The organism is Pseudomonas hydrolytica, from assembly GCF_021495345.1.
In the GTDB taxonomy this organism is placed as follows: domain Bacteria; phylum Pseudomonadota; class Gammaproteobacteria; order Pseudomonadales; family Pseudomonadaceae; genus Aquipseudomonas; species Aquipseudomonas hydrolytica.
In genome coordinates this window covers 2,947,334-2,970,187 of the sequence record NZ_CP099397.1, presented here as the reverse complement: position 1 = coordinate 2,970,187, position 22,854 = coordinate 2,947,334, and the positions used below count along the sequence as shown (strand labels likewise).

Annotated in this window: 19 protein-coding genes; 1 reads left to right on the top strand and 18 read right to left on the bottom strand. The window is 67.8% G+C overall.

The annotated features are described in order from the left end of the window. Window positions 1-60: 60 nt before the first annotated feature. The 16 genes from L1F06_RS13740 to L1F06_RS13665 all read right to left on the bottom strand — a co-directional run bounded on the left by L1F06_RS13740 (window position 61) and on the right by L1F06_RS13665 (window position 19,885). The gene (locus tag L1F06_RS13740) at window positions 61-2,016 is read right to left on the bottom strand and encodes an acetoacetate--CoA ligase (protein WP_129482310.1); all 1,956 of its coding nucleotides are present in this window, start codon (window positions 2,014-2,016) and stop codon (window positions 61-63) included. Between the two features lie 137 nt (window positions 2,017-2,153). Beyond that, the gene (locus L1F06_RS13735; protein ID WP_003239730.1) at window positions 2,154-3,053 is read right to left on the bottom strand and encodes a hydroxymethylglutaryl-CoA lyase; all 900 of its coding nucleotides are present in this window, start codon (window positions 3,051-3,053) and stop codon (window positions 2,154-2,156) included. A 109-nt stretch (window positions 3,054-3,162) separates the two neighbouring features. After that, window positions 3,163-5,097, bottom strand: a complete 1,935-nt coding sequence (locus L1F06_RS13730; protein WP_129482311.1) for an acetyl/propionyl/methylcrotonyl-CoA carboxylase subunit alpha — start codon at window positions 5,095-5,097, stop codon at window positions 3,163-3,165. Then, complete coding sequence (locus tag L1F06_RS13725; protein ID WP_129482312.1) at window positions 5,094-5,894, bottom strand: gamma-carboxygeranoyl-CoA hydratase; 801 nt, start codon at window positions 5,892-5,894, stop codon at window positions 5,094-5,096. Before L1F06_RS13725 ends, L1F06_RS13730 begins: the two co-directional genes overlap by 4 nt. Before the next feature lie 75 nt (window positions 5,895-5,969). Beyond that, window positions 5,970-7,577 carry a carboxyl transferase domain-containing protein gene (locus L1F06_RS13720; RefSeq protein WP_129482313.1) on the bottom strand — a complete coding sequence of 536 codons (1,608 nt, stop codon included), beginning with the start codon at window positions 7,575-7,577 and terminating at the stop codon, window positions 5,970-5,972. 100 nt (window positions 7,578-7,677) lie between these two features. Beyond that, window positions 7,678-8,841: an isovaleryl-CoA dehydrogenase gene (locus L1F06_RS13715; protein WP_129482314.1), complete on the bottom strand. Its 1,164-nt coding sequence runs from the start codon at window positions 8,839-8,841 to the stop codon at window positions 7,678-7,680. Window positions 8,842-8,905: 64 nt separating this feature from the next. Further along, window positions 8,906-9,286, bottom strand: a complete 381-nt coding sequence (locus tag L1F06_RS13710; RefSeq protein ID WP_129482315.1) for a MerR family transcriptional regulator — start codon at window positions 9,284-9,286, stop codon at window positions 8,906-8,908. Window positions 9,287-9,358: 72 nt separating this feature from the next. Further along, a complete protein-coding gene (locus L1F06_RS13705; RefSeq protein ID WP_232531408.1) occupies window positions 9,359-9,982 on the bottom strand; it encodes a TetR/AcrR family transcriptional regulator in 624 nt (207 codons plus the stop codon). A gap of 203 nt (window positions 9,983-10,185) precedes the next feature. Then, window positions 10,186-11,337 carry an acyl-CoA dehydrogenase family protein gene (locus L1F06_RS13700; RefSeq protein ID WP_129482316.1) on the bottom strand — a complete coding sequence of 384 codons (1,152 nt, stop codon included), beginning with the start codon at window positions 11,335-11,337 and terminating at the stop codon, window positions 10,186-10,188. Between the two features lie 15 nt (window positions 11,338-11,352). Continuing rightward, window positions 11,353-12,438: an enoyl-CoA hydratase/isomerase family protein gene (locus tag L1F06_RS13695; RefSeq protein WP_129482317.1), complete on the bottom strand. Its 1,086-nt coding sequence runs from the start codon at window positions 12,436-12,438 to the stop codon at window positions 11,353-11,355. Window positions 12,439-12,440: 2 nt separating this feature from the next. Beyond that, entirely contained in the window at window positions 12,441-13,331 is an 891-nt protein-coding gene (mmsB, locus tag L1F06_RS13690; protein WP_003239747.1) for a 3-hydroxyisobutyrate dehydrogenase, read from the bottom strand. Window positions 13,332-13,367: 36 nt separating this feature from the next. Further along, window positions 13,368-14,141 (bottom strand): enoyl-CoA hydratase, encoded by a 774-nt coding sequence (locus L1F06_RS13685; protein ID WP_096826335.1) that lies wholly within the window; start codon window positions 14,139-14,141, stop codon window positions 13,368-13,370. Between the two features lie 46 nt (window positions 14,142-14,187). Beyond that, entirely contained in the window at window positions 14,188-15,696 is a 1,509-nt protein-coding gene (locus L1F06_RS13680; RefSeq protein ID WP_003239750.1) for a CoA-acylating methylmalonate-semialdehyde dehydrogenase, read from the bottom strand. Between the two features lie 100 nt (window positions 15,697-15,796). Further along, entirely contained in the window at window positions 15,797-17,497 is a 1,701-nt protein-coding gene (locus tag L1F06_RS13675) for an AMP-binding protein (RefSeq protein ID WP_003239754.1), read from the bottom strand. 415 nt (window positions 17,498-17,912) lie between these two features. Continuing rightward, window positions 17,913-19,562, bottom strand: a complete 1,650-nt coding sequence (locus L1F06_RS13670; RefSeq protein WP_092375755.1) for a cation acetate symporter — start codon at window positions 19,560-19,562, stop codon at window positions 17,913-17,915. Continuing rightward, a complete protein-coding gene (locus L1F06_RS13665) occupies window positions 19,559-19,885 on the bottom strand; it encodes a DUF485 domain-containing protein (protein WP_129482318.1) in 327 nt (108 codons plus the stop codon). The genes L1F06_RS13670 and L1F06_RS13665 overlap by 4 nt, the downstream gene beginning before the upstream one ends. 311 nt (window positions 19,886-20,196) lie before the next feature. Between L1F06_RS13665 and L1F06_RS13660 the strand changes: the two genes are divergently transcribed. Continuing rightward, entirely contained in the window at window positions 20,197-21,147 is a 951-nt protein-coding gene (locus tag L1F06_RS13660) for a LysR family transcriptional regulator (protein WP_129482319.1), read from the top strand. Between the two features lie 60 nt (window positions 21,148-21,207). On the opposite strand, the gene pqqE is transcribed toward L1F06_RS13660, so the two are convergent. Continuing rightward, window positions 21,208-22,452: a pyrroloquinoline quinone biosynthesis protein PqqE gene (gene pqqE / locus L1F06_RS13655; RefSeq protein WP_252576640.1), complete on the bottom strand. Its 1,245-nt coding sequence runs from the start codon at window positions 22,450-22,452 to the stop codon at window positions 21,208-21,210. 46 nt (window positions 22,453-22,498) lie between these two features. Further along, window positions 22,499-22,777, bottom strand: a complete 279-nt coding sequence (pqqD, locus tag L1F06_RS13650; protein ID WP_092375744.1) for a pyrroloquinoline quinone biosynthesis peptide chaperone PqqD — start codon at window positions 22,775-22,777, stop codon at window positions 22,499-22,501. Between the last annotated feature and the right edge of the window lie 77 nt (window positions 22,778-22,854).

Sequence of the window (22,854 nt, the reverse complement as noted above, 5' to 3'; positions counted from 1 at the left end):
CACGATCGTGCTTGAGTATAAGCCGCCACGGCGGCGGTGCGGCTTGACGTTGCGCAAGCTTCACTCACGCAGTTGCGGCAGATCCCTGAACAGCTCCAGCGCCTGCGGGTTGGCCAGGGCGTCGGTGTTCTTCACCGGGCGGCCATGCACCACGTTGCGCACCGCCAGTTCCACCAGCTTGCCGCTGATGGTGCGCGGGATATCGGCCACCGCGACGATCTTCGCCGGCACGTGACGGGCGGTGGTGTTGGCGCGGATCACCTGGCGAATCGTGCTTTCCAGCGCCTCGTCCAGCGCCACGCCGTCGCGCAGGCGGACGAACAGCACCACGCGCACGTCGCCAGCCCAGTCCTGGCCGATGGCGATGGATTCCAGCACCTGCGGTACCTTTTCCACCTGGCGGTAGATCTCCGCGGTACCGATGCGCACGCCGCCCGGATTCAGCACCGCGTCGGAGCGGCCGTGGATCACCAGGCCGCCGTGCACGGTTTCCTCGGCGTAGTCGCCATGGGCCCAGACACCGGGGAAGGTGTCGAAATAGGCGGCGCGGAATTTCTCGCCGCCTTCGTCGTTCCAGAAGCCCAGCGGCATCGAGGGAAAGTGCCGGGCGCAGACCAGTTCGCCTTTCTCGCCGGTCACCGGCTGGCCACTGTCGTTCCACACCTGCACGTCCATGCCCAGGCCCTTGCACTGCAGCTCGCCGCGCCATACCGGCAGCACCGGATTGCCGAGGGCGAAGCAGGAGACGATGTCGGTGCCGCCGGAAATGGACGACAGGCACAGGTCGGCCTTGATGCCCCGGTAGACGAAGTCGAAGCTCTCGTGGGCCAGCGGCGAACCGGTGGAGAGAAGCGCTTTCAGGCGTTGCAATTTGTGCGTTTCGCACGGCTTGGCGCCGGCCTTTTCCAGCGCGGCGAGGTACTTGGCGCTGGTGCCGAAGATGCTGATGCCTTCGGCGTCGATCAGCTCGATCAGGCGTTCGGGCCCCGGATGGAAGGGCGAGCCGTCGAACAGCACCAGGGTGGCCCCCAGGGCCAGGCCGGAGACCAGCCAGTTCCACATCATCCAGCCGCAGGTGGTGTAGTAGAACAGGCAGTCATCGGCCGTCAGGTCGGTGTGCAGGCCGAGTTCCTTGACGTGCTGCAGCAGGGTGCCGCCCACGCCGTGGACGATGCACTTGGGCACACCGGTGGTGCCGCTGGAGTAGAGGATATACAGCGGCTGATCGAAGGGCACGGCAGTGAATTCGGGTTCGCCGCCGGGCTGGTAGAAGTCCTGCCATAGCGCCACGCGGGCCTGGGTGCTGAAGTCGGCGGGCTTCGCCTCGGGCCGGGAGTAGGGCACGACGACGAGTTGCTCCAGGCTCGGCAGGCGTTCGAGGATCTCACCCAGCTTGGCGGTCAGGTCCAGGTTCTTGCCGGCGTAACGGTAGCCGGCAGCGGCGATCAGCACCTTGGGTTCGATCTGGCCGAAGCGGTCGATCACCCCCTGGGTGCCGAAGTCCGGCGAGCAGGACGACCAGGTGGCGCCGAGGCTGGTGGCGGCGAGCATGCCGACCACGGTCTGCCAGGTGTTGGGCATAAAGGCCGCGACCCGGTCGCCGACGCCCACGCCGGCCTCGCGCAGGCTGCGCTGCAGGCCGGCGACATGGCCGGCCAGTTCCAGGTAGCTGAGCTGCTCGCGGCTGCCGTCTTCGCCCACGGCCACCAGCGCCGGGTGCGGGTCGCGGCGGCGCAGCAGGTGTTCGGCGAAATTCAGCCGGGCGCCGGGGAACCAGTCGGCGTCAGGCATGGCCGGGCCCTCGCGCAGCACCCGCTCGGCAGGCGCGCTGAAGCGGATCTCGAAAAAATCGATGATGGCCTGCCAGAAGGCCTCGCGTCGTTCGATGCTCCAGGCGTGCAGGGCCGGGTAGTCGGCCAGGTCGAGACCGTGGCGCCGGTTGACCAGGCGGCGGAAGGCATCCAGGCGGGTGGCGGCGATACGCTCGGCGGAGGGCGTCCAGAGAGGCTGCTGCATGGCCGGTCCTCGTTGCTTGTCGGTACTTTCTACCCTAGCGCAAGCGGGTGGGGTTGCCTTGATGCGCAGCGACGCTCCTCACCACCTTGCCGACCTTTTTGTTGGGGCGATGGCCTTTCACCTATGCCGCGGTGGCCTTACTGGCTCAGGCGTGCGCGGGCCACGCGCGAGCCATTGGCCTTGCCCAGCACCTCGCAGATGCGCTGGCCGGCGGCGATCAGCTTGTCCATGTCGATACCGGTGTCGATGCCCAGACCTTGCAGCATGTACAGCACGTCCTCGGTGGCGACGTTGCCGGTGGCGCCCTTGGCATAGGGGCAGCCGCCGAGCCCGGCGACCGAGCTGTCGAACACCTGGATGCCTTCCTGCAGGCTGGCGTAGATATTGGCCAGCGCCTGGCCGTAGGTGTCGTGGAAATGCCCGGCCAGCAGGTGGCGGGGGATATCGCGGCCGACCACGTTGATCAGGTGGCGGGTCTTGCCCGGCGTGCCGGTGCCGATGGTGTCGCCGAGGGAAACCTCGTAGCAGCCCATGGCGTAGAGCTCGCGAGCGACGCTGGCGACCTGGGCCGGGTCGATCTCGCCGTCGTAGGGGCAGCCGAGCACGCAGGACACATAGCCGCGCACGCGCACCTTGGCGGCCTTGGCCGCCTCCATCAGCGGCACGAAGCGCGCCAGGCTCTCGGCGATGGAGCAGTTGATATTCTTCTGCGAAAAGGCCTCGCTGGCGGCGGCGAACACCGCCACTTCCTCGACTTGGGCCTGCAGGGCGGCCTCGAAGCCTTTCAGGTTCGGCGTCAGCGCGGCGTAGGTAACGCCCGGCTGGCGCTGGATGGCGGCGAACACCTCGGCGGAGCCGGCCATCTGCGGCACCCACTTGGGCGAGACGAAACTGCCCACCTCCACGTAGCCAAGGCCGGCGGCGCTCAGGTCGTCGACCAGGCGCACCTTGTCGGCGACGCTGATCGGCTGTTTCTCGTTCTGCAGGCCGTCGCGCGGGCCGACTTCGACCAGGCGTACGGATTTGGGCAGGCTCATGGGGGTTCCTCGTGTATATCCGTTGTCATCGCGCGTGCGCGGTGGCGTAGGGTGCGCTGTGCGCACCATGGAATGACGATCTTACGGCGCCCGGTGCGCATGGCGCACCCTACGACAATTCCACCAGCACCGCGCCGTCGCTGACCAGCTCGCCTTCGCGGCAGTAGATGGCCTTGACCGTGCCGGCCTCGGGCGCGCGGATGCTGTGCTCCATTTTCATCGCCTCCAGCACCACCAGGGCGGTGCCGGCCTCCACGGCCTGGCCCGGCTCGACCAGCACGCGGACGATGCTGCCGTTCATCGGCGCGGTCAGGCCGCCGTGCTGATGATGGCTGGCCTCGGCCGCGGCGATCGGGTCGAAGCGGCTGACCGCGTGCAGTTCGCCCTGCCATTGCAGGTACAGGGTGTCGCCCTGACGGATCGCGCTCATGCGCTGCTGCGCCGCACCGGGCACCAGCAGGTTGTCGCCCTGCAGCTGCGCCTGGCCGCTGGCGCGCACCTTGCGGCTGCTGCCCTGGCAGCTCAGGTGCAGCTCGATCTCCGCCGGGCCGCCGCTGCGCCAGCCGCTGCGCGCGGCCCAGGGCGAATGGGCGTCGTCGGCGCGGCGGTGTGCGGCTTCGCTCTGGATAAAGGCATCGGCCGCCAGTTGCCAGAAGGCCTCCGGCAGCTCGCTCGGCGGCGGCAGCAGCTGCGCCTCGTGACGCGGGATAAAGCCGGTGTCCAGCTCGGCGGCGGCGAAGGCCGGGTGGGCCAGCACGCGACGCAGGAAGGCCAGGTTGGTCTTGACCCCGCCGACCAGGGTTTCGTCGAGCATGGCGAGCAGGCGCAGGCGCGCTTCCTCGCGGTTCTCGCCCCAGGCGATGACCTTGCCGAGCATGGGGTCGTAGAAGGGCGAGACCACATCGCCCTGGGCCACGCCGCTGTCGGTACGCCGGCCGGGGCCGGCGGCAGCTTCGCGGTACAACTGCAGGGTGCCGGTGGCCGGGAGGAAGTCGTGGTCCGGATCTTCCGCGTACAGGCGCACCTCGATGGCGTGGCCGTTAAGCGGCACTTGTTCCTGCGTGATCGGCAGCGCCTCGCCGCGGGCGACGCGAATCTGCCAGGCCACCAGGTCCAGGCCGGTGATCAGCTCGGTGACCGGGTGTTCCACCTGCAGGCGGGTGTTCATCTCCATAAAGAAGAAGTCGCCGCGCTCGTCCAGCAAAAACTCCACGGTGCCGGCGCCGACGTAGCCGATGGCCTGGGCGGCCTTGACCGCCGCCTCGCCTATGGCGCGGCGCAGTTCGGGTGACAGGCCGGGGGCGGGGGCTTCTTCCACCACCTTCTGGTGGCGGCGCTGGATCGAGCAGTCGCGCTCGTTCAGGTACAGGCAGTGGCCGTGCCGGTCGGCGAATACCTGGATCTCCACGTGGCGCGGTTTGAGTACGTATTTCTCCACCAGCATGCGCGAGTCGCCGAACGACGACTGCGCCTCGCGCTGGGCGCTGGCCAGGGCCTCGGCCAGCTCGCTCTCGCGCTCGACCACCTTCATGCCCTTGCCGCCACCGCCGGCAGCGGCCTTGAGCAGCACCGGGTAGCCGATGCGCTCGGCGGCCTGGCGGAAGGTGTCGATATCCTGCGCTTCGCCGTGATAGCCGGGCACCAGCGGCACGCCGGCGGCCTCCATCAGCGCCTTGGCCGCCGACTTGCTGCCCATGGCGTCGATGGCCGAGGCGGGTGGGCCGAGGAAGATCAGTCCGGCTTCTTCGATGGCGCGGGCGAAACCGGCGTTTTCCGAGAGAAAGCCGTAGCCGGGGTGGATGGCCTGGGCGCCGCTGGCCCTGGCCGCATCGATCAGCTTGTCGATCAAGAGGTAGCTTTCCGCCGGCTTGGCGCCGCCCAGATTCACTGCCAGGTCGGCCTCGCGCACATGCCGCGCCGTGGCGTCGATGGCGCTGTGCACCGCCACGGTACGGATGCCCATGGCCTTGGCCGTGCGCATCACGCGGCAGGCGATCTCGCCGCGGTTGGCCACCAGCAGGGTGTCGATAGGCTTGAGGTTCATGCTTGTTGCTCCTGCCAGGCGGGCGTGCGTTTGTCGAGGAAGGCGCGCAGGCCTTCCTGGCCTTCGGCGCTGACGCGCAGACGGGCGATGGCGTTCTCGGTATAGCGGCGCAGGGCCGGCGTCAGTTCGCCGCTGCCGACTTCGCGCAGCAGGTCCTTGCTGGCGCGCATGGCCTGCGGGCTATTGAGCAGCAGGTTGGCGATCCAGGCCTCGGCCTGGGCATCAAGTTCGGCGGCCGGGCAGGTTTCGGCCAGCAGGCCCAGCTCGCGGGCGCGGTGGCCATCGAAGCGTTCGGCGGTCAGCGCATAGCGCTTGGCCGCGCGCTCGCCCAGAGCCTGGACCACGAAGGGGCTGATCACCGCCGGGGCCAGGCCGATACGCACTTCGGACAGGGAGAACAGGCTGTCCTCGGCGCCGATGGCCATGTCGCAGCAACTGACCAGGCCCACCGCACCGCCGAAGGCCGCGCCCTGCACCACGGCCAGGGTGGGGATCTTCAGGGCGGCCAGGTTGTACATCAGCTCGGCCAGCTCGCGGGAGTCGCTGAGGTTGGCGTTGTAGTCGAGCTCGGCGGCCTGCTGCATCCAGGCCAGGTCGGCGCCGGCGGAAAAGTGCTTGCCGCGGCCGCGCAGCAGCAAGAAGCGCAGGCTCCTGTCCTCGCCGACGGCGTCGAGGGCAAGAATCAGCTCGCGGATCATCGCGGCGTTGAAGGCGTTGTTCTTCTCCGGGCGGTTGAGCCACAGGGTGGCGAAGCCGCGCGGGTCTTTTGCAAGCTCGATAGTGGTGAAGTCGGTCATGGTCGATCCTGTAGGGTGCGCTGTGCGCACCAATTGCCGAGGTTATGGTGCGCACGGCGCACCCTACGGCGAGTTTTACATGCGGAACACACCGAAACGGGTCGGCTCGATCGGCGCATTGAGGCTGGCCGACAGGGCCAGGGCCAGCACCTCGCGTGTTTGCGCCGGGTCGATCACGCCGTCGTCCCACAGCCGGGCGCTGGAGTAGTAGGCGTGCGCCTGCTTCTCGTACTGCTCGACGATGGGCTGCTTGAGGCGCTGTTCGTCCTCGTCCGAATAGTGCTGACCGGCGCGCTCGGCCTGCTCGCGCTTGACCTGCACCAGCACGCCGGCGGCCTGCTGCGCGCCCATCACGCCGATCTTGGCGTTGGGCCACATCCACAGGAAGCGCGGGTCGTAGGCACGGCCGCACATGCCGTAGTTGCCGGCGCCGAAGCTGCCGCCGATGATCACGGTGAACTTCGGCACCTGGGCGCAGGCCACGGCGGTGACCAGCTTGGCGCCATGCTTGGCGATGCCGCCTTCCTCGTATTTCTTGCCCACCATGAAGCCGGTGATGTTCTGCAGGAACAGCAGCGGAATGCCGCGCTGGCAGGCCAGTTCGACGAAGTGCGCGCCTTTTTGCGCCGACTCGGCGAAGAGGATGCCGTTATTCGCCAGGATCGCCACCGGGTAGCCGTCGATGCGGGCGAAGCCGCACACCAGGGTGGTGCCGAACAGCGCCTTGAATTCATCGAACTGCGAGTCGTCGACGATACGCGCGATCACCTCGCGCACGTCGAACGGCTGCTTGGCGTCCGCCGGGATCACCCCGTACAGCTCCTCGGCCGGGTAGCGCGGGGCGATGGGCGCGCGGGCGTCGAGCTGGCCGAGCTTGCGCCAGTTGAGGTTGGCGATGCTGCGCCGGGCCAGGGCCAGGGCGTGCTCGTCGTCGTCGGCATAGTGGTCGGCCACGCCGCTGGTCTTGCAGTGCACATCGGCGCCGCCCAGCTCCTCGGCGCTCACCACTTCACCGGTGGCGGCCTTTACCAGCGGCGGGCCGGCGAGAAAGATGGTGGCCTGGTTGCGTACCATGATGGTCTCGTCGCTCATCGCCGGCACATAGGCACCGCCGGCGGTGCACGAGCCCATCACCACGGCGATCTGCGGGATGCCCAGCGCGCTCATATTGGCCTGGTTGAAGAAGATCCGGCCGAAGTGCTCGCGGTCGGGGAACACCTCGTCCTGACGCGGCAGGTTGGCGCCGCCGGAGTCCACCAGGTAGATGCACGGCAGGCGGTTCTCGCGGGCGATGGCCTGGGCGCGCAGGTGCTTCTTCACGGTCAGCGGGTAGTAGCTGCCGCCTTTTACCGTGGCGTCGTTGGCCACGATCATGCACTCGACGCCTTCGACCCGGCCGATGCCGGCGATCACCCCGGCGGCGGGCACCTCTTCGCCGTAGACCTCGTGGGCGGCGAGCTGGCCGATCTCCAGGAACGGCGAGCCGGGGTCGAGCAGGCGGTTGATGCGTTCGCGCGGCAGCAGCTTGCCGCGCGCGGTGTGGCGCGCCTGGGCCTTCTCGCCGCCGCCTTCGTGCAGGCGGGCGAGCAGGGCGCGCAGGTCGGCGACCTGCTCGAGCATGGCCGCGCTGTTGGCGGCGAACTCCGGGGAGCGGGTATTGATCTGGGTATGCAGGATGGCCATCTGGGGCGCTCCGATTTCTGGCTACCGTCTGTAGGGTGCGCCGTGCGCACCATGCCGTTGTTTTGGTGCGCACGGCGCACCCTACGGGGCGTTCCCGCGATCACTTGGTTTCGTTGAACAGCTCGCGGCCGATCAGCATGCGGCGGATCTCGCTGGTGCCGGCGCCGATCTCGTAGAGCTTGGCGTCGCGCAACAGGCGGCCGGCCGGGTACTCGTTGGTGTAGCCGTTGCCGCCGAGCAGCTGGATGGTGTCCAGGGCCATCCTGGTGGCCATTTCGGCGGTGTAGAGGATCACCGCCGCGGCGTCCTTGCGCGATTCCTCGCCGCGGTCGCAGGCCTTGGCGACGTTGTACAGGTAGGACTTGGAGGCGTTCATGCCGGCGTACATGTCGGCCAGCTTGCCCTGCACCAGCTGGAACTCGCCGATGGACTGCTTGAACTGCTGGCGCTCGTGCACGTAGGGCAGCACCACGTCCATGCAGGCGCTCATGATCCCGGTGGGGCCGCCGGAGAGCACGGTGCGTTCGTAGTCCAGGCCGCTCATCAGCACGCGCACGCCGCCGCCTTCGCTGCCTAGGATGTTCTCTTCCGGCACCTCGCAGTCCTCGAACACCAGCTCGCAGGTGTTGGAGCCCCGCATGCCCAGCTTGTCCAGCTTCTGATGGCGGGAGAAGCCCTTGAAGTCGCGCTCGACGATAAAGGCGGTCATGCCGCGCGAGCCGGCGTTGATGTCGGTCTTGGCGTAGATCACGTAGGTGTTGGCGTCCGGGCCGTTGGTGATCCACATCTTGTTGCCGTTGAGCACGTAACGGTCGCCGCGCTTCTCGGCGCGCAGCTTCATCGACACCACATCGGAGCCGGCGTTGGGCTCGCTCATGGCCAGGGCGCCGACGTGCTCGCCGGAGCACAGTTTGGGCAGGTACTTGAGCTTCTGCTCGTGAGTGCCGTTCTTGCGGATCTGGTTGACGCACAGGTTCGAATGCGCGCCGTAGGACAGGCCGACCGAGGCGCTGGCGCGGCTGATCTCTTCCATGGCCACCACGTGGGCCAGGTAACCCATGTTGGTGCCGCCGTATTCCTCTTCCACGGTCATGCCCAGCAGGCCCATGTCGCCGAACTTGCGCCACATGTCCATGGGGAACTCGTTGTCGCGGTCGATCTGCGCCGCACGCGGGGCCAGCTCGGCCTGGGCGAAGTGGTGGACGGCATCACGCAGCATGTCGATGGTTTCGCCGAGGCCGAAGTTGAGGGTGGGGTAGCTCATGGGACACCTTTTGTTGTCTTGGGGTGCGCCGTGCGCACCGGGTCGGTTGGGGGCGCGACGCACCCTACATGTCGGTTTCCGCCAGGGCTGCCAGGCAGCGCTCCTCGGCGGTATCGAGCTCCAGCTGCATCTGCCGGATGTCCAGCAACTGCTGCTCGAGCTGGGCGCGGCGTGCGGCGATCTTGTCCATGAAGGTTTCCAGCTGCTTGCGGTTGCCGCTGCTGGGGTCATAGAGGTCGATCAGCTCCTTGCACTCGGCCAGGGAAAAGCCGATGCGCTTGCCGCGCAGGATCAGCTTCAGGGTGACCAGATCGCGGGGGCTGAAGATGCGCTCCTGGCCGCGGCGCTCGGGGGCGAGCATGCCTTGCTCCTCGTAAAAGCGGATGGCGCGCGGCGTTACGTCCAGTTCGCGGGCCAGGTCGGAGATGGAGTAGGTGGTGGGCATCGGGGTGCTCTCGTTTACCTTTACGTTAACGTAAAGCTGGAGAAGCACCCCTGTCAAGTGCGGACGATGCCGTCAGAAGGCGTGAACGGCCATGCCAAGCGCGCCAGCCAACGCGCCCAGGACCATCTCCTGCTGCAGGCGCAGGCGGCTGGCGGGCTCGTCGCAGGCAGCCTGGGTCCAGGCCGGCAGCTGGTTGAGCAGCGAGACGATGGCCCGTACCGCACCGCGACGGACAGCGTCGGGCACCTGGCCGCACAGCGGCGCCACTGCCTGCAGCCAGTGCTGTTCGTAGCGCTCGCGCAGCTCGAGGATCTGCTCCAGCGGCTCGGGCGGCAGGCAGCACAGCTCGTATTCGGCCAGGCGAAAGTGCAGGGGCATGCTCTGGTGCAGCTGCAGGTGGCGTTCGAGCAGCGCGCGCAGCCGACTTGTTGCTTCGGGCTGGCTCTTGAGCAGTTGTTCGGCGCCCAGCGTCAGGGCGCTGTAGAACTCCTCGATGAACTCGAACAGCAGCGCTTCCTTGCTCTCGATATGGTTGTACAGCGAGCCTGCGGCAATACCCATGTGGGCGGCCAGGTCGCGCATGCCGACGCGACTGAAACCACGCTCGGCGAACAGCTCCAGCGCCGCGCGCTGGGCATCCTGATAGCGTATTCCGGCCTTGCTGCGCGGCGCCGGGCGTGCCACCGGGCTAGACACGGAACTGCTCCGGGGCGCGGTCCTCGGCCTGGGTGACGTTCTGGTTGATATCTTCGCTCACGTGGGCTTGCTCCAGGGTGGTGCTGGCGATGGATGTAGCGAGGTCGCCGAGATTGCGCAGCGCCTCGCCGGTGGCAGGTCGAGCACGGACAACTCCGCGGCAGGTTCGGCAGAAGGGCGGGTGCGTGGCGCCCGCCGTTGCGTCAGAGCGGGTAGTGCGCCAGCTCGCGGGCGATCAGCAGCCGCTGGATCTCGCTGGAACCCTCGTAGATCTGGGTGATGCGCGCGTCGCGGTAGTACTTCTCCACCGGGAAGTCCTCCAGGTAGCCGTAGCCGCCGTGGATCTGGATGGCCTTGGAACACACCCATTCGGCCATTTCCGAGGCGAACAGCTTGGCCTGCGAGGCCTCCGACAGGCAGCTCAGGCCGGCGCTCTTCAGCTGCGCGGCATGCAGGATCAGCAGGCGCGCGGCGTTGAGCCGGGTGTGCATGTCGGCCAGCAGGTTGGCCACGCTCTGGTGCTCGGCGATCGGCTTGCCGAACTGCACGCGCTCGCGCGAGTAGCCCAGCGCCGCCTCGAAGGCCGCGCGGGCGATCCCCAGGGCCTGGGCGGCAATGCCGATGCGCCCGCCCTCGAGGTTGGCCAGGGCGATGGCCAGGCCCTTGCCGCGCTCGCCGAGCAGGTTGTCTTGCGGAATTCGGCAGTCCTGCAGGGTCACCGCGCAGGTGTCCGAGGCCTTGATGCCCATCTTGTGCTCGCTGCGCTCGACCACGAAACCGGGCGTGTCGGTCGGCACCAGAAAGGCCGACAGGCCCTTCTTGCCCAGCGCCGGATCGGTGACGGCGAAGACGATGGCCAGCTGCGCACGCTTGCCGCTGCTGACGAACTGCTTGGCGCCGTTGAGCACCCAGTGACCGTCCTGCAGCAACGCCTGGGTACGCAAGTTGTTGGCTTCGGAGCCGGCCTGCGGTTCGGTCAGGCAGAAGCAGCCGATGGCCTGGCCGCTGGCCAGCGCCGGCAGCCAGGCGTCCTGCTGGGCCGCGCTGCCATACTTGAGCAGCGGCCCGCAGCCCACCGAGTTGTGGATGCTCATCAGCGCGCCGAGGGCGCCGTCGCCGGCGGAGATTTCCTCCACGGCCAGGGCATAGGCCACATAGTCGGTGTAGCTGCCGCCCCAGGCGTCCGGCACCACCATGCCGAGCAGACCTAGTTCGCCCATCTGCGCCACCACGGCGTCGTCGATCCAGCCGGCCTGCTCCCAGGCCTGGGCGTGGGGCGCCACCTCGCTGCGGGCGAAGTCGCGCGCCATGTCGCGGATCATGCGTTGTTCTTCGGTCAGTTGCAGATCGTTCATCATGTTCTCCTGCGCTCAGGCGGTGCGAAGGGGCTTGCCGGAGGCCGGGCGGAAGCCGTTGAAGAAGGCCTGCACCCGCGCCGGCGCCAGTTCATCCAGGGTGGGCGGGTTCCAGCGCGGTTGCTTGTCCTTGTCGATGATCAGGGCGCGCACGCCCTCCATCAGGTCGCCCTTGGCGAACCACTGATAGTCCAGGTGCAGCTCCAGGGCGAAGCAGTCGGCCAGGCTCAGGTAGCGGCCGCGGCGCAGCAGCTCCAGGGTCACCGCCATCGCCAGCGGTGAGCGGCTGTCGAGTACGCGCAGGGTTTCCTCGGCCCAGTCGCGCAGCTCCGGGCGATTCTCCCGGCGCAGCGCGTCGCGAATCGCCAGCAGGTCGGGCAGGGCGAAATGCTGGTCGATCGCCAGGCGCAGGGCCTTCAGCTCGGAGCCGGGGATGCGCACGGTGGCCAGCTCGGCGAGCAGTGCGCGCAGGTCCTCGCGGGGCGAGGCACTCCAATGCAGCTGGTCGAGACGGGTGTCCAGATCGGCAAGCCGCTCGCTGCCCAGGCAGTAATCGGCCAGGCCGGCGTAGAGCGCGTCGGCGGCGCGCACCTGCACGCCGGTGACACCCAGGTACACACCCAGCTCGCCCGGCAGGCGTGGCAGGAAGTAGCTGCCGCCGACATCGGGGAAGAAACCGATGCCGACCTCGGGCATGCCCATCCGCGTGCGCTCGGTGATCACCCGCAACGAGGCGGCCTGGGCCAGGCCCATGCCGCCGCCGAGCACGTAGCCGTCCATCAGCGCCACTACCGGCTTGGCGTAGCCGTGCAGGTATTCGTCGAGGGCGTATTCCTCTTCGAGGAACAGCACGTTCTGGTTGTCGCCGGCGCGCTGGCTCTCGTACAGCATGCGGATGTCGCCGCCAGCGCAGAAGGCCTTGCCGCCGGCGGCACGCAGGACCACGGCGACTATCGCCGGGTCCTGCTCCCAGGCCCACAGGTGGCGGCAGAGCAGGCGCACCATGGGCAGGTCGAGGGCGTTGAGGCCCTCGGGGCGGTTCAGCGTCAGATGGCCGATGCCGTTGCGCACCTCGGCCAGTACCGCTTGCTCCTGGCTCATGTTCAGGCTTCCCGACGGAACAGGTTGATGATCGCGGAGAAGTCCAGGCCGCCATGGCCCTGCAGGCTGAAGGTCTGGTACAGCTGCTGGGCGGTGGCGCCGAGCGGCACCGGCTGGCGCGCGTGGCGTGCGGCATCGGTGGCCAGGCCGAGGTCCTTGAGCATCAGGTCGCTGCCGAAGCCACCGCTGTAGCCGCGTGCGGCGGGCACGTTGTCCAGCACGCCGGGGAAGGGGTTGTACACCTCAGAGCTCCAGCAACGACCGCTGGAGGTGTTGATGATGCCGGCCAGCACCTTGGCATCCATGCCCAGGGCCACGCCCAGTGCCATGGCTTCGGCGACGCCGACCATGGAGATGCCCAGCAGCATGTTGTTGGCGATCTTGGCCACCTGGCCGTTGCCGGCGCTGCCGCAGTGCACCACGTTCTTGCCCATGGCCGAGAGGATCGGCAAGGCCTGGTCGAACACGCTGACCGAGCCGCCGACCATGAAGGTCAGGGTACCGGCCGCGGCGCCGCCGGTGCCGCCGGAAACCGGTGCATCGAGCATGGGATTGCCCTGGGCGGTGGCCAGGGTCGCCACCTCGCGGGCGCTCAGCGGGTCGATGGTGGAGCTGTCGATCAGCAACACGCCCTGGCCGACATGGGCCAGCAGGCCGTCCTTGCCCAGGTAGACCTGTTTCACGTGGGCGGCGGTCGGCAGCATGGTGACGATCACCTCGACCCCGGCCTTGGCCACCGCGGTGGGCGAGGCGGCGGCGCTGGCGCCGGCCTCCACCAGCGCGGCGACGGCCTGGGTGAAGGGGTCGAAGACGGTCAGGCTGTGGCCGGCCTTGAGCAGGTTGCGGGCCATGGGGGCGCCCATGTTGCCGAGGCCGAGAAATCCGATATGCATGGTGGATACTCCGTAGATGAGGGTGGCGGCAGCGATTCAGTGATGGCGGAAGTTCGGCGCACGCTTGGCGACGAAGGCCTGCATGCCTTCCTTCTGGTCGTGACTGGCGAACAGCGAGTGGAACAGGCGGCGCTCGAAACGCACGCCTTCGGCCAGGCCGATCTCCTCGGCTCGGTTGACGCATTCCTTGATCATCATCGCCGCCGGCAGGGATTTGCCGGCGATGCCGCGGGCCGCTTCCAGGGTGCGTTCCAGCAGCTCGGCGGCCGGCAGCACGCGGGCCACCAGGCCGGCGCGCTCGGCCTCTTCGGCATGCAGCTGGCGGCCGGTCAGGCACAGCTCCATGGCCTTGGCCTTGCCCAGCGCGCGGGTCAGACGCTGGGTGCCGCCGATGCCGGGGATCACCCCCAGGCTCAGCTCCGGCAGGCCGAAGCGGGCGGTGTCGGCGGCGTAGATGAAGTCGCACATCAGCGCCAGTTCGCAGCCGCCGCCCAGGGCGTAGCCGGCCACTGCGGCGATGATCGGCTTGCGCCGCGCGGCGATGCGGTCGGCGGCGGCGAAGAAATCGTCCAGGTAGATTTGCGGGAAGCCCTTGTCGGCCATTTCCTTGATGTCGGCGCCGGCGGCGAAGGCCTTGGCCGAGCCGGTGATGACCAGGCAGCCGACCTCCGGGTCGGCCTCCAGGCGGTCGAGGGCCTGGTTCAGTTCTGCGATCAGCTGGCTGTTCAGCGCGTTGAGCGCCTGCGGCCGGTTGAGGGTGATCAGGCCGACGCGCTCGCGCACCTCGACCAGCAGGGTTTCGTAGTTCATCGGCGTGTTCCTGGCGGGGCCGGCGCGCGGGCGCCGGCCCGGGTGGTCATTTCAGGGTGATGGTGGTGTTCACCGCACCGCCGTCGGCATCCTCGTCGAACCAGCGCTGGGTGACGGTCTTGGTCTGGGTGTAGAAGGTCACCACCTGCTTGCCGTAGGGGCCCAGGTCGCCGAGCTTGGAGGCGCGCGAGCCGGAGAAGGAGAACAGCGGCACCGGCACCGGGATCGGCACGTTGATGCCCACCTGGCCGACGTCGATCTCTTCCTGGAAGTGCCGCGCGGCGGCGCCGGAGCGGGTGAACAGGGCGGTGCCGTTGCCGTTCGGGTTGGCGTTGATGATGTCGATCGCCTCCTGCAGGCTGGCGGCCTGCATCACGCACAGCACCGGGCCGAAGATTTCCTCGCGGTACACGGTCATCTGCGCGGTGACTCCGGAGAAGATGGTCGGGCCGACGAAGTTGCCGTCCTGATAGCCCGGCACGTGCGGGTTGCGACCGTCCAGTTCCAGTTTGGCGCCTTCCTCGACGCCCTTGGCGATCAGGCCGGTGATGCGCTCCAGGGCGGCGCAGGAGATCACCGGGCCGATGTCGGTGCCCGGCTCGGTGCCGGCATTCACCTTGAGGGTCTTGGTGCGTTCGATCAGCTCCGGCAGCCAGGCCTGCGCCTCGCCGACCAGGATCACCACCGGCAGGGCCATGCAGCGCTGGCCGGCGGCGCCGAAGGAGGCGCCGAGCAGGTTGTTGAGGGTCTGCTGCTTGTTGGCGTCGGGCAGCACGATGGCGTGGTTCTTCGCCCCCATCATGCACTGGGCGCGCTTGCCGTTTTGGCTGGCGCGGTTGTAGACATGGGTGCCGACCTGGGTCGAACCGACGAAGGACACCGCCTTGATGTCCGGGTGGTCGCACAGCAGGTTCACCGCATCGACCCCGCCATGGATGACGTTGAGCACGCCCTTGGGCACGCCGGCCTCCAGGGCCAGTTCGACCAGGCGCATGGTCACCAGCGGGTCCTGCTCGGACGGCTTGAGCACGAAGGTGTTGCCGCAGGCGATGGCCATGGGGAACATCCACAGCGGGATCATCGCCGGGAAGTTGAACGGGGTGATGCCGGCGCATACGCCCAGGGGTTGCAGCAGGGTGTAGGTGTCGACGCCGCCGGCGACGTTGTTGGCCAGCTCGCCCATCTGCAGGGTGCCGATGCTGGCGGCATGCTCGACCACTTCCAGGCCGCGGAACACGTCGCCTTCGGCATCGGGCAGGGTCTTGCCCTGTTCGGCGGTGAGCAGGGCGGCCAGCTCCTTGATGTTGTCGCGGATCAGTTGCTGGTATTTGAGGAAGATCCGCGCGCGGGCGCCGATCGGGGTCTTGCGCCAGGTCTTGAAGGCTTCCTTGGCGGCGGCCACGGCGGCGTCCATTTCGGCGGCGGTGGCGAAGGGCACGCGGGCCAGCACCTGCTGGGTGGCCGGGTTGACCACGTCGCGCCACTGGGTGGTCTTGGATTCGACGAATTCGCCGTTGATGAGCAGCTTGACGCTGGGAACGCTGGAAGAGGTCATTTTCGGTCCTGCCTGCTTTCTTGAGGTCGAGTGGGTCCCCTCGGCCGGTGCGGCCGAGCGGTCGGGGTGGTTTGCGGAGGGCCGGCCCGCCGGCCCGGTTTCAGCCCTTGAGCTGCGGGAAGTCTTCTTCGAAGTATTCCTGCGCGCCGCGTTCGCCCTGGCGGCGCTGCACTTCCATCTGCCGCAGTTCGACCCGGCGGATCTTCCCGGAGATGGTCTTGGGCAGCTCGGTGACGAACTCGATGCGCCGCACCCGCTTGTAGGGCGCCAGGTGCTCGCGGGCGAAGGCCAGGATGTTTTCCGCCAGCGCGGCGCTGCCGGGTTCGTCGTGGGCGAGGATGAGGAAGGCCTTGGGCACGGCCAGGCGTACCGGGTCCGGGCTCGGCACGACCGCCACCTCCATCACCGCCGGGTGCTCGATCAGTGCGCTCTCCAGCTCGAAGGGGCTGATGCGGTAGTCGGAGGCCTTGAACACGTCATCGGCGCGGCCAACGAAGGTGACGTAGCCGTCGGCGTCGACCGACGCGGTGTCGCCGGTGCGGTAGTAGCCGCCGCGCATCACCTCGGCAGTCTTCTCCGGGCTGTCCTCGTAGCACAGCATCAGGCCCAGCGGATGGGGCTCCAGCGGCAGGGCCACCTCGCCATCGCTGGCCGGCTGGCCGTCGGGATCGAGCATGCACACCCGGTAGCCGGGCAGCGGACGGCCCATCGACCCGGGTTTGAGCGGCTGGCCGGGGGTGTTGCCGACCAGGGCGGTGGTTTCCGACTGGCCGAAACCGTCGCGCAACCACAGGCCCCAGGCATGCTGGATCTGCTCGATGATCTCCGGGTTGAGCGGCTCGCCGGCGCCCACCAGTTCGCGCAGGCGCAGGCGGCCTTTCAGGCTGGCCAGGTCTTCCTGGATCAGCATGCGCCATACCGTGGGCGGCGCGCACAGGCTGGTGACGCCGTATTTTTCCAGCACGCCGAGCAGGGCCGGAGCGCTGAAGCGGGCGACGTTGTGGATGAAGATGCAGGCGCCGGCGTTCCATGGCGCGAAGAAACAGCTCCAGGCGTGCTTGGCCCAGCCCGGCGAGGAGATGTTCAGGTGCAGGTCGCCCGGCTGCAGGCCGATCCAGTACATGGTCGAGAGGTGGCCGACCGGGTAGCTCTGGTGGCTGTGCAGGACCATCTTCGGTTTGCTGGTGGTGCCGGAGGTGAAGTACAGCAGCATGGGGTCGGTGGCCAGGGTGGTGCCCTCGGCAGTGAACGCGCTGGCGTGCTCCGCGTAGGCCTGGTGCGGCGTCCAGCCCGCCACTGGTGCACCGACGCAGATGCGCGTGCAGTCTGCGGCCAGGTCGGCGAACTTGCCGGTGTGCTCGCTGCCCACCACCAGGTGGCGTACCTGGCCGCGATCGATACGGTCGCGCAGGTCCTCGGCGGTGAGCAGGGCGGTGGCCGGGATCACCACGGCGCCGAGCTTGAAGGCGGCGAGCATGGTTTCCCACAGGGCGATGTGGTTGCCCAGCATCAGCAGCATGCGTTCGCCACGGCGCACGCCGAGGGCGCGCAGGTGGTTGGCCACGCGGTTGGAGCGCTCGGCCAGTTCGGCGAAGCTGTAGCGCTGCTCGCTGCCGTCTTCCTCGACTATCCACAGCGCCGGCGCCTGGTTGCCCTCGGCCATGGCGTCGAAGTAGTCCAGTGCCCAGTTGAACTGGTGCAACTGCGGCCAGCGGAAGTCGCGCACCGCGGTGGCGTAGTCGGTGCGGTGGGCCAGGAGGAAGTCGCGCGCGGCGACGAAGGGTTGGCTGTTGCGGTTCATGGCGGTTCTCCTGCGATCGGCGCGGTACGGGCGGTCAGGCGGCGCGGTGGCCGGCATGGACGAGGCACATGCGGGCGGTCGATGGCGGGAGGAGGGTGGCAGCGGAGGATGGTTTCATGGCGAGTGCCCTTGTTTATTTTTGTTGGGACTGGCCCGGTTTTATCACCAGGCTGGTGAGTCCAGTATAGGTAGGCATTGTTAGGATAAGAACACGTATGGATTCAGGTGCGATATGCAAAAATGTTGCATGTCCCGCAGCGATGTCCCCATGGCTTCTCGACGGTCCGGCCTGGCGGTGGGGATGAAGGGAAGGACCTGATACGCAGGCATAAAAAAGCGCGACGCAAGGAACTTGGTCGCGCTTGGGGCCTTTCGCCCCAGGGAGGCGCCAGGGGTTGGCGCCACGTGGGTCGCGTCAGTGACTGCTGGCGGCGGCTGCGCCGAAGCCGGTCTGGGCCCGCACGAACTGGTCGGCGTAGGCGGCGCGCTCGGCCTGGGCGCGCTTGCTGCGGTCCAGCTTGGAGACCAGCACTATGGTGACGAAGGCCAGCGGCATGGAGAACAGCGCGGGCTGGTCGTAGGGGAACAGCGCTTCGGCATGGCCCAGCACGCCGACCCACACCGAGGGCGAGCCGATCACCAGGGCCAGGGCGCTGATCAGGCCGGCCAGGCCGCCATAGACCGCACCACGGGTGGTAAGGCCGTCCCAGTACATGGCCATGATCAGCACCGGGAAGTTGGCCGAGGCGGCCACGCCGAAGGTCAGGCCGACCAGGAAGGCGATGTTCATCTGCTCGAAGAGAATGCCCAGGCCGATGGCGACCATACCGATGGCCACCGTGGCGATGCGCGAGACGCGCATCTCGTCCTTCTCGTTGGCGCGACCTTTCTTCAGCACCGAGGCGTAAAGGTCGTGGGAGATGGCCGAGGCGCCGGCCAGGGCCAGGCCGGCGACCACCGCGAGAATGGTGGCGAAGGCTACGGCGGAGAGGAAACCGAGGAACAGGTCGCCGCCCACTGCCTTGGCCAGGTGCATGGCCACCATGTTGCCGCCGCCGATCAGGGCGCCGCCGAGCTTGCCGTCGACGAAGTACTGCGGGTCGCCGCCGACGATGACGATGGCGCTGTAGCCCAGGGCGCAGACCACGAGGAAGAAGAAGCCGATGAACAGCGTGGCGAACAGCACCGAGCGTCGCGCCTCGCGGGCGTTGGGCACGGTGAAGAAGCGCATCAGGATGTGCGGCAGGCCGGCGATGCCGAAGACCAGGCCGAGCGACAGCGACACCGCATTGATCGGGTCGGCCAGCAGGGAGCCGGGGCCCATGATCTGCGCGCCGCTGGCATGCAGGGCCACGGCCTGCTCGGCCAGCGTCTCGAAACTGAAGTCGAAACGCGCCAGTGCCAGCACTGCCAGGGTAGTGCCGCCGCCGAGCAGCAGCACCGCCTTGGTGATCTGCACCCAGGTGGTGGCGAGCATGCCGCCGAAAATCACGTAGACCAGCATCAGCGCACCGACCACCACCACCGCGGTGCTGTAGTCGAGGCCGAACAGCAGCTTGATCAACTGGCCGGCGCCGACCATCTGCACCACCAGGTAGCAGCACACCACGGTCAGCGAGCCGAGCGCGGCGAAGCTGCGCACGCGGGTCTGGTCCAGCCGGTAGGAGACGATGTCGGCGAAGGTGTAGCGGCCCAGGTTGCGCAGGCGCTCGGCCATGAGGAAGGTGACGATGGGCCAGCCGACAAAGAAGCCGATGATGTAGACGAAGCCGTCGTAACCCCGGGCGAACACCAGGCTGGACAGGCCCAGCAGGGTGGCCGCCGACATGTAGTCGCCGGCGATCGCCAGACCGTTCTGAAAGCCGCTGATACCGCCGCCGGCGCTGTAGAAGTCGGCGGCCGAACGGGTGCGCCGCGCCGCCCACCAGGTGATCGCCAGGGTGGCTATGACGAAGACGAAGAACATGCCGATGGCATGCAGGTTGAGCGGCTGTTGCTCGGCCGTCAGTGGCGCGGCCTCGGCCAGTGGTGCGCAGAGCGCGAGCAGGAGGGCTGGACGTTTCATACCTGGGACTCCTCGAGGATCTGCGCGCTGAGCGTGTCGAAGTGCAGGTTGGCGCTGCGTACGTACCAGAGGGTGAGCAGCCAGCACAGCAGGATCAGCGCGGCTCCCAGGGGCAGGCCCAGGCTCAGGTTACTGCCGGCGTACAACGGCAGGTGCAGCCAGCCGGGAGCGAAGGCCACCAGCATGATGAAGCTGTAGTACAGGGCCAGCACCAGGCCGCTCAGGGCCCAGGCGAGGCGGGCGCGGCGGCGAGCGAGGCTCTGGAACTTGGGATTGCTGCGTATCAGTGCGCAGGTCAGCGCATGCTTGGCGTGACTACTCATGCTGGTGCTCCGTGGTTGTTGTTGTCGGATCGGTGCGGTTGCCGTCGCGCATGGCACGCGAACGGCGCGGTGAGGAGATCAGTGCCTGGGCGGGCGAGGGCGGTGCGGTTGTCGTCGACGGCGCAGTGAGCGCATGACGGCGCAGCGGCAGTGCGATCCGCAGCGGCCATAAGCGGCGGTGGTCGACCATGCGTTCATGCGATAAGCCCTGAATTGTTGTTGGAGGGGCCGGCCCGATCTGGTCAGGCGTTGTGTCAGGGAGTATATGTAGGCGTATTTACTCTATGTATTGACAAATAAGCCTGACTCATATGCAAAAAAACATGGTAATGGGGCGGATCAACTGGGACGACCTGCGCTTCTTCCTCGAAGTGGCGCGCACTCGCACCGCGAGTGCGGCGTCGCGCAGGCTGGGGGTGGACTACACCACGGTGTCGCGGCGCATCCGCAGCCTGGAGCAGAGCCTGGGCGCGCTATTGTTCGAGAAGTCGCGCAGCGCCGGCTTCGTCCTGACCAGCGAGGGGCAGCGCCTGCTGGGACACGTGGAGAGTCTGGAGGGCACCCTGCAGGTCGCCTGCGAACAGGTCTCCGGCAGCACCGGCGGGCTCGCCGGGCATCTGCGCATCGGTTGCACCGAGGCCTTCGGCTCCTGCTTCGTCACGGCGCAGATGAGCCATTTTCTCGACCACTACCCGAACATCTCGGTGGACATCCTGCCGGTACCGCACTTCATCAGCCTGTCGCGGCGCGAGGCGGACATCGCCATCACCCTGGAACGCCCGGAACGCGGCCCCTATGTCTGCTCGCGGCTGTGCGACTACCGCCTGCGCCTGTACGCCACGCCCGGCTACCTGGCCAACCACGCGCCGATCCGCAGCCGCGACGACCTGGCCGGGCATGCCTTCGTCACCTACGTCGAGGACCTGGCGTTCAGCTTCAAGCTGCTGTACCTCAACGACCTGCTACCCGGTGCGCACAGCCGCCTGCGCAGCACCAGCGTGGTGGCCCAGTACCATGCGGTCCTGGAAGGCCGCGCGCTGGCGATACTGCCGTGTTTTCTCGCCGGCCCCGATCCGCGCCTACAGGCGGTACTGCCGGACGAGGTCGAGGTGATGCGGCAGTTCTGGATGTACTACAGCGAGGATCTGCGCAAGCTCAAGCGGGTCACCCTGGTGGCCGAGTACCTGCGTGCCTGCGCCGAACTCAACCGCGGCCTGCTGCTGGGCGAGTCGACGGAGATGGCCTATCTGCCGAGCCTTTAGGCCGGCGAGCGGCCTGTGCGGTGCTCCTGGTGCTGTCGGGATCGGTGCGCACGGCGCACCCTACGCCTTGCATATGATTCGCGAGGCCTTGTCGTTGCGGTATTGCAGCTTGTCCAGCCCCAGCGACGCCTCGTCGGCCTGGCGGCGCGCCGCGAGAATCACCTCATGGTGCGCCGACTTGCTGCACACCGGGTCGGCGTTGCTGGCGTCGCCGGTGAGCATAAAGGCCTGGCAGCGACAACCGCCGAAATCCTTGTGCTTCTCATCGCAGCTGCGGCATGGCTCGGGCATCCAGTCGTCGCCACGGAAGCGATTGAAGCCGAAGGAATGCCGCCAGATATGTTCGACGCTGTGCTCGCGCACGTTGGGGAACTGCACCGGCAGCTGCCGCGCGCTGTGGCAAGGCAGCGCCGTGCCATCCGGGGTGATGTCGAGAAACAGATTGCCCCAGCCGTTCATGCAGGCCTTGGGGCGCTCCTCGTAGTAGTCGGGAGTGACGAAGATCAGCTTGCAGGGGTGGTTCTCCGCCGCCAGCTTGTCGCGCCACTGGTTGGTGATACGCTCGGCGCGCTCCAGTTGCGCACGGGTTGGCAGCAGGCCGGCGCGATTGAGCTCGGCCCAGCCGTAGAACTGGCAGGTGGCGAGTTCGACGAAGTCTGCCTCCAGCCCCAGGCACAGCTCGATGATGCGCTCGATATTGTCGATGTTGTGCCGGTGCGTGACGAAGTTCAGCACCATCGGGTAGCCATGGGCCTTGACCGCGCGGGCCATGGCCAGCTTCTGCGCGAAGGCCTTGTGCGAGCCGGCCAGGAGGTTGTTCACCTCCTCGTCGGCGGCCTGAAAGCTGATCTGGATATGGTCCAGCCCCGCCTCGGCGAACTCGGCAATCCTCGCTTCGGTCAGGCCGATACCGGAGGTGATCAGGTTGGTGTAGTAGCCCAGGCCGCGCGCCGCCGCGATCAGCTCGGCCAGGTCCTGACGCACCAGCGGCTCGCCGCCGGAGAAGCCCAGCTGCGCCGCGCCCAGCTCGCGGGCCTGGCGGAACACCTCGATCCACTCGGCGGTGCTGAGTTCGGAGCCCTGCTGGGAGAAATCCAGTGGATTGGAGCAGTACGGGCACTGCAGCGGGCAGCGGTAGGTCAGCTCGGCCAGCAGCCAGAGCGGCGGGCCGACCTCGACGGAGCGTTGCAAGGCTCTCTGCGTTGCCGAGGCACCGTTAGGAACGGGGTGGATCGCCGGCTCGGTCGCATGCTCTTGTACGTGTTGCACGCCGTGCTTCTTCGCCTGCTCCTGCGGGGCCGTCATCGGTACAGCCTCGGCGGCTTCGCCGACGCCTTGCAACGGTCCGCGGTCAGCGCAGTTCGATCCAGAACTGGGCATGAGCCACCTCGATGAACTGCTGCACATCGTCGCCCAGCTCCGCGACGTCGGGATAGCGCGCCTCCAGCTCGGCGACGATGTCCGCGACGCTGCGCTGGCCGTCGATCAACTGGAGAATCTCGCCGGCGCTGTCGTTGAGTTTGATCATGCCCTCGGGATAGAGCAACACGTGGCAGCCCTGGGCCGGCTCGAACTGCAGGCGGAAGCCGCGACGGATGGCGGGGACGTTGGGCAGGATGGTCGAGGTCATGGTTGCGGCTCCGTCGTGGTGCGCGCGGCGCACCCTACGTGGAATGCGGCCGTAGGGTGCGCCATGCGCACCGCTGT

Excerpts from the sequence above, each read along its gene's own strand:
- L1F06_RS13715 (WP_129482314.1), bottom strand. The coding sequence starts at position 8,841 with ATGAGCTACCCCACCCTCAACTTCGGCCTCGGCGAAACCATCGACATG.
- L1F06_RS13710 (WP_129482315.1), bottom strand. The coding sequence starts at position 9,286 with ATGCCCACCACCTACTCCATCTCCGACCTGGCCCGCGAACTGGACGTA.
- L1F06_RS13680 (WP_003239750.1), bottom strand. The coding sequence starts at position 15,696 with ATGACCTCTTCCAGCGTTCCCAGCGTCAAGCTGCTCATCAACGGCGAA.
- mmsB (WP_003239747.1), bottom strand. The coding sequence starts at position 13,331 with ATGCATATCGGATTTCTCGGCCTCGGCAACATGGGCGCCCCCATGGCC.
- L1F06_RS13685 (WP_096826335.1), bottom strand. The coding sequence starts at position 14,141 with ATGAACTACGAAACCCTGCTGGTCGAGGTGCGCGAGCGCGTCGGCCTG.
- L1F06_RS13660 (WP_129482319.1), top strand. The coding sequence starts at position 20,197 with ATGCAAAAAAACATGGTAATGGGGCGGATCAACTGGGACGACCTGCGC.
- L1F06_RS13725 (WP_129482312.1), bottom strand. The coding sequence starts at position 5,894 with ATGACCGACTTCACCACTATCGAGCTTGCAAAAGACCCGCGCGGCTTC.
- L1F06_RS13720 (WP_129482313.1), bottom strand. The coding sequence starts at position 7,577 with ATGGCCATCCTGCATACCCAGATCAATACCCGCTCCCCGGAGTTCGCC.
- pqqD (WP_092375744.1), bottom strand. The coding sequence starts at position 22,777 with ATGACCTCGACCATCCTGCCCAACGTCCCCGCCATCCGTCGCGGCTTC.
- L1F06_RS13730 (WP_129482311.1), bottom strand. The coding sequence starts at position 5,097 with ATGAACCTCAAGCCTATCGACACCCTGCTGGTGGCCAACCGCGGCGAG.
- L1F06_RS13675 (WP_003239754.1), bottom strand. The coding sequence starts at position 17,497 with ATGAACCGCAACAGCCAACCCTTCGTCGCCGCGCGCGACTTCCTCCTG.
- L1F06_RS13735 (WP_003239730.1), bottom strand. The coding sequence starts at position 3,053 with ATGAGCCTGCCCAAATCCGTACGCCTGGTCGAAGTCGGCCCGCGCGAC.
- L1F06_RS13695 (WP_129482317.1), bottom strand. The coding sequence starts at position 12,438 with ATGAGCCAGGAGCAAGCGGTACTGGCCGAGGTGCGCAACGGCATCGGC.
- L1F06_RS13700 (WP_129482316.1), bottom strand. The coding sequence starts at position 11,337 with ATGAACGATCTGCAACTGACCGAAGAACAACGCATGATCCGCGACATG.
- L1F06_RS13740 (WP_129482310.1), bottom strand. The coding sequence starts at position 2,016 with ATGCAGCAGCCTCTCTGGACGCCCTCCGCCGAGCGTATCGCCGCCACC.
- pqqE (WP_252576640.1), bottom strand. The coding sequence starts at position 22,452 with ATGACGGCCCCGCAGGAGCAGGCGAAGAAGCACGGCGTGCAACACGTA.
- L1F06_RS13670 (WP_092375755.1), bottom strand. The coding sequence starts at position 19,562 with ATGAAACGTCCAGCCCTCCTGCTCGCGCTCTGCGCACCACTGGCCGAG.
- L1F06_RS13665 (WP_129482318.1), bottom strand. The coding sequence starts at position 19,885 with ATGAGTAGTCACGCCAAGCATGCGCTGACCTGCGCACTGATACGCAGC.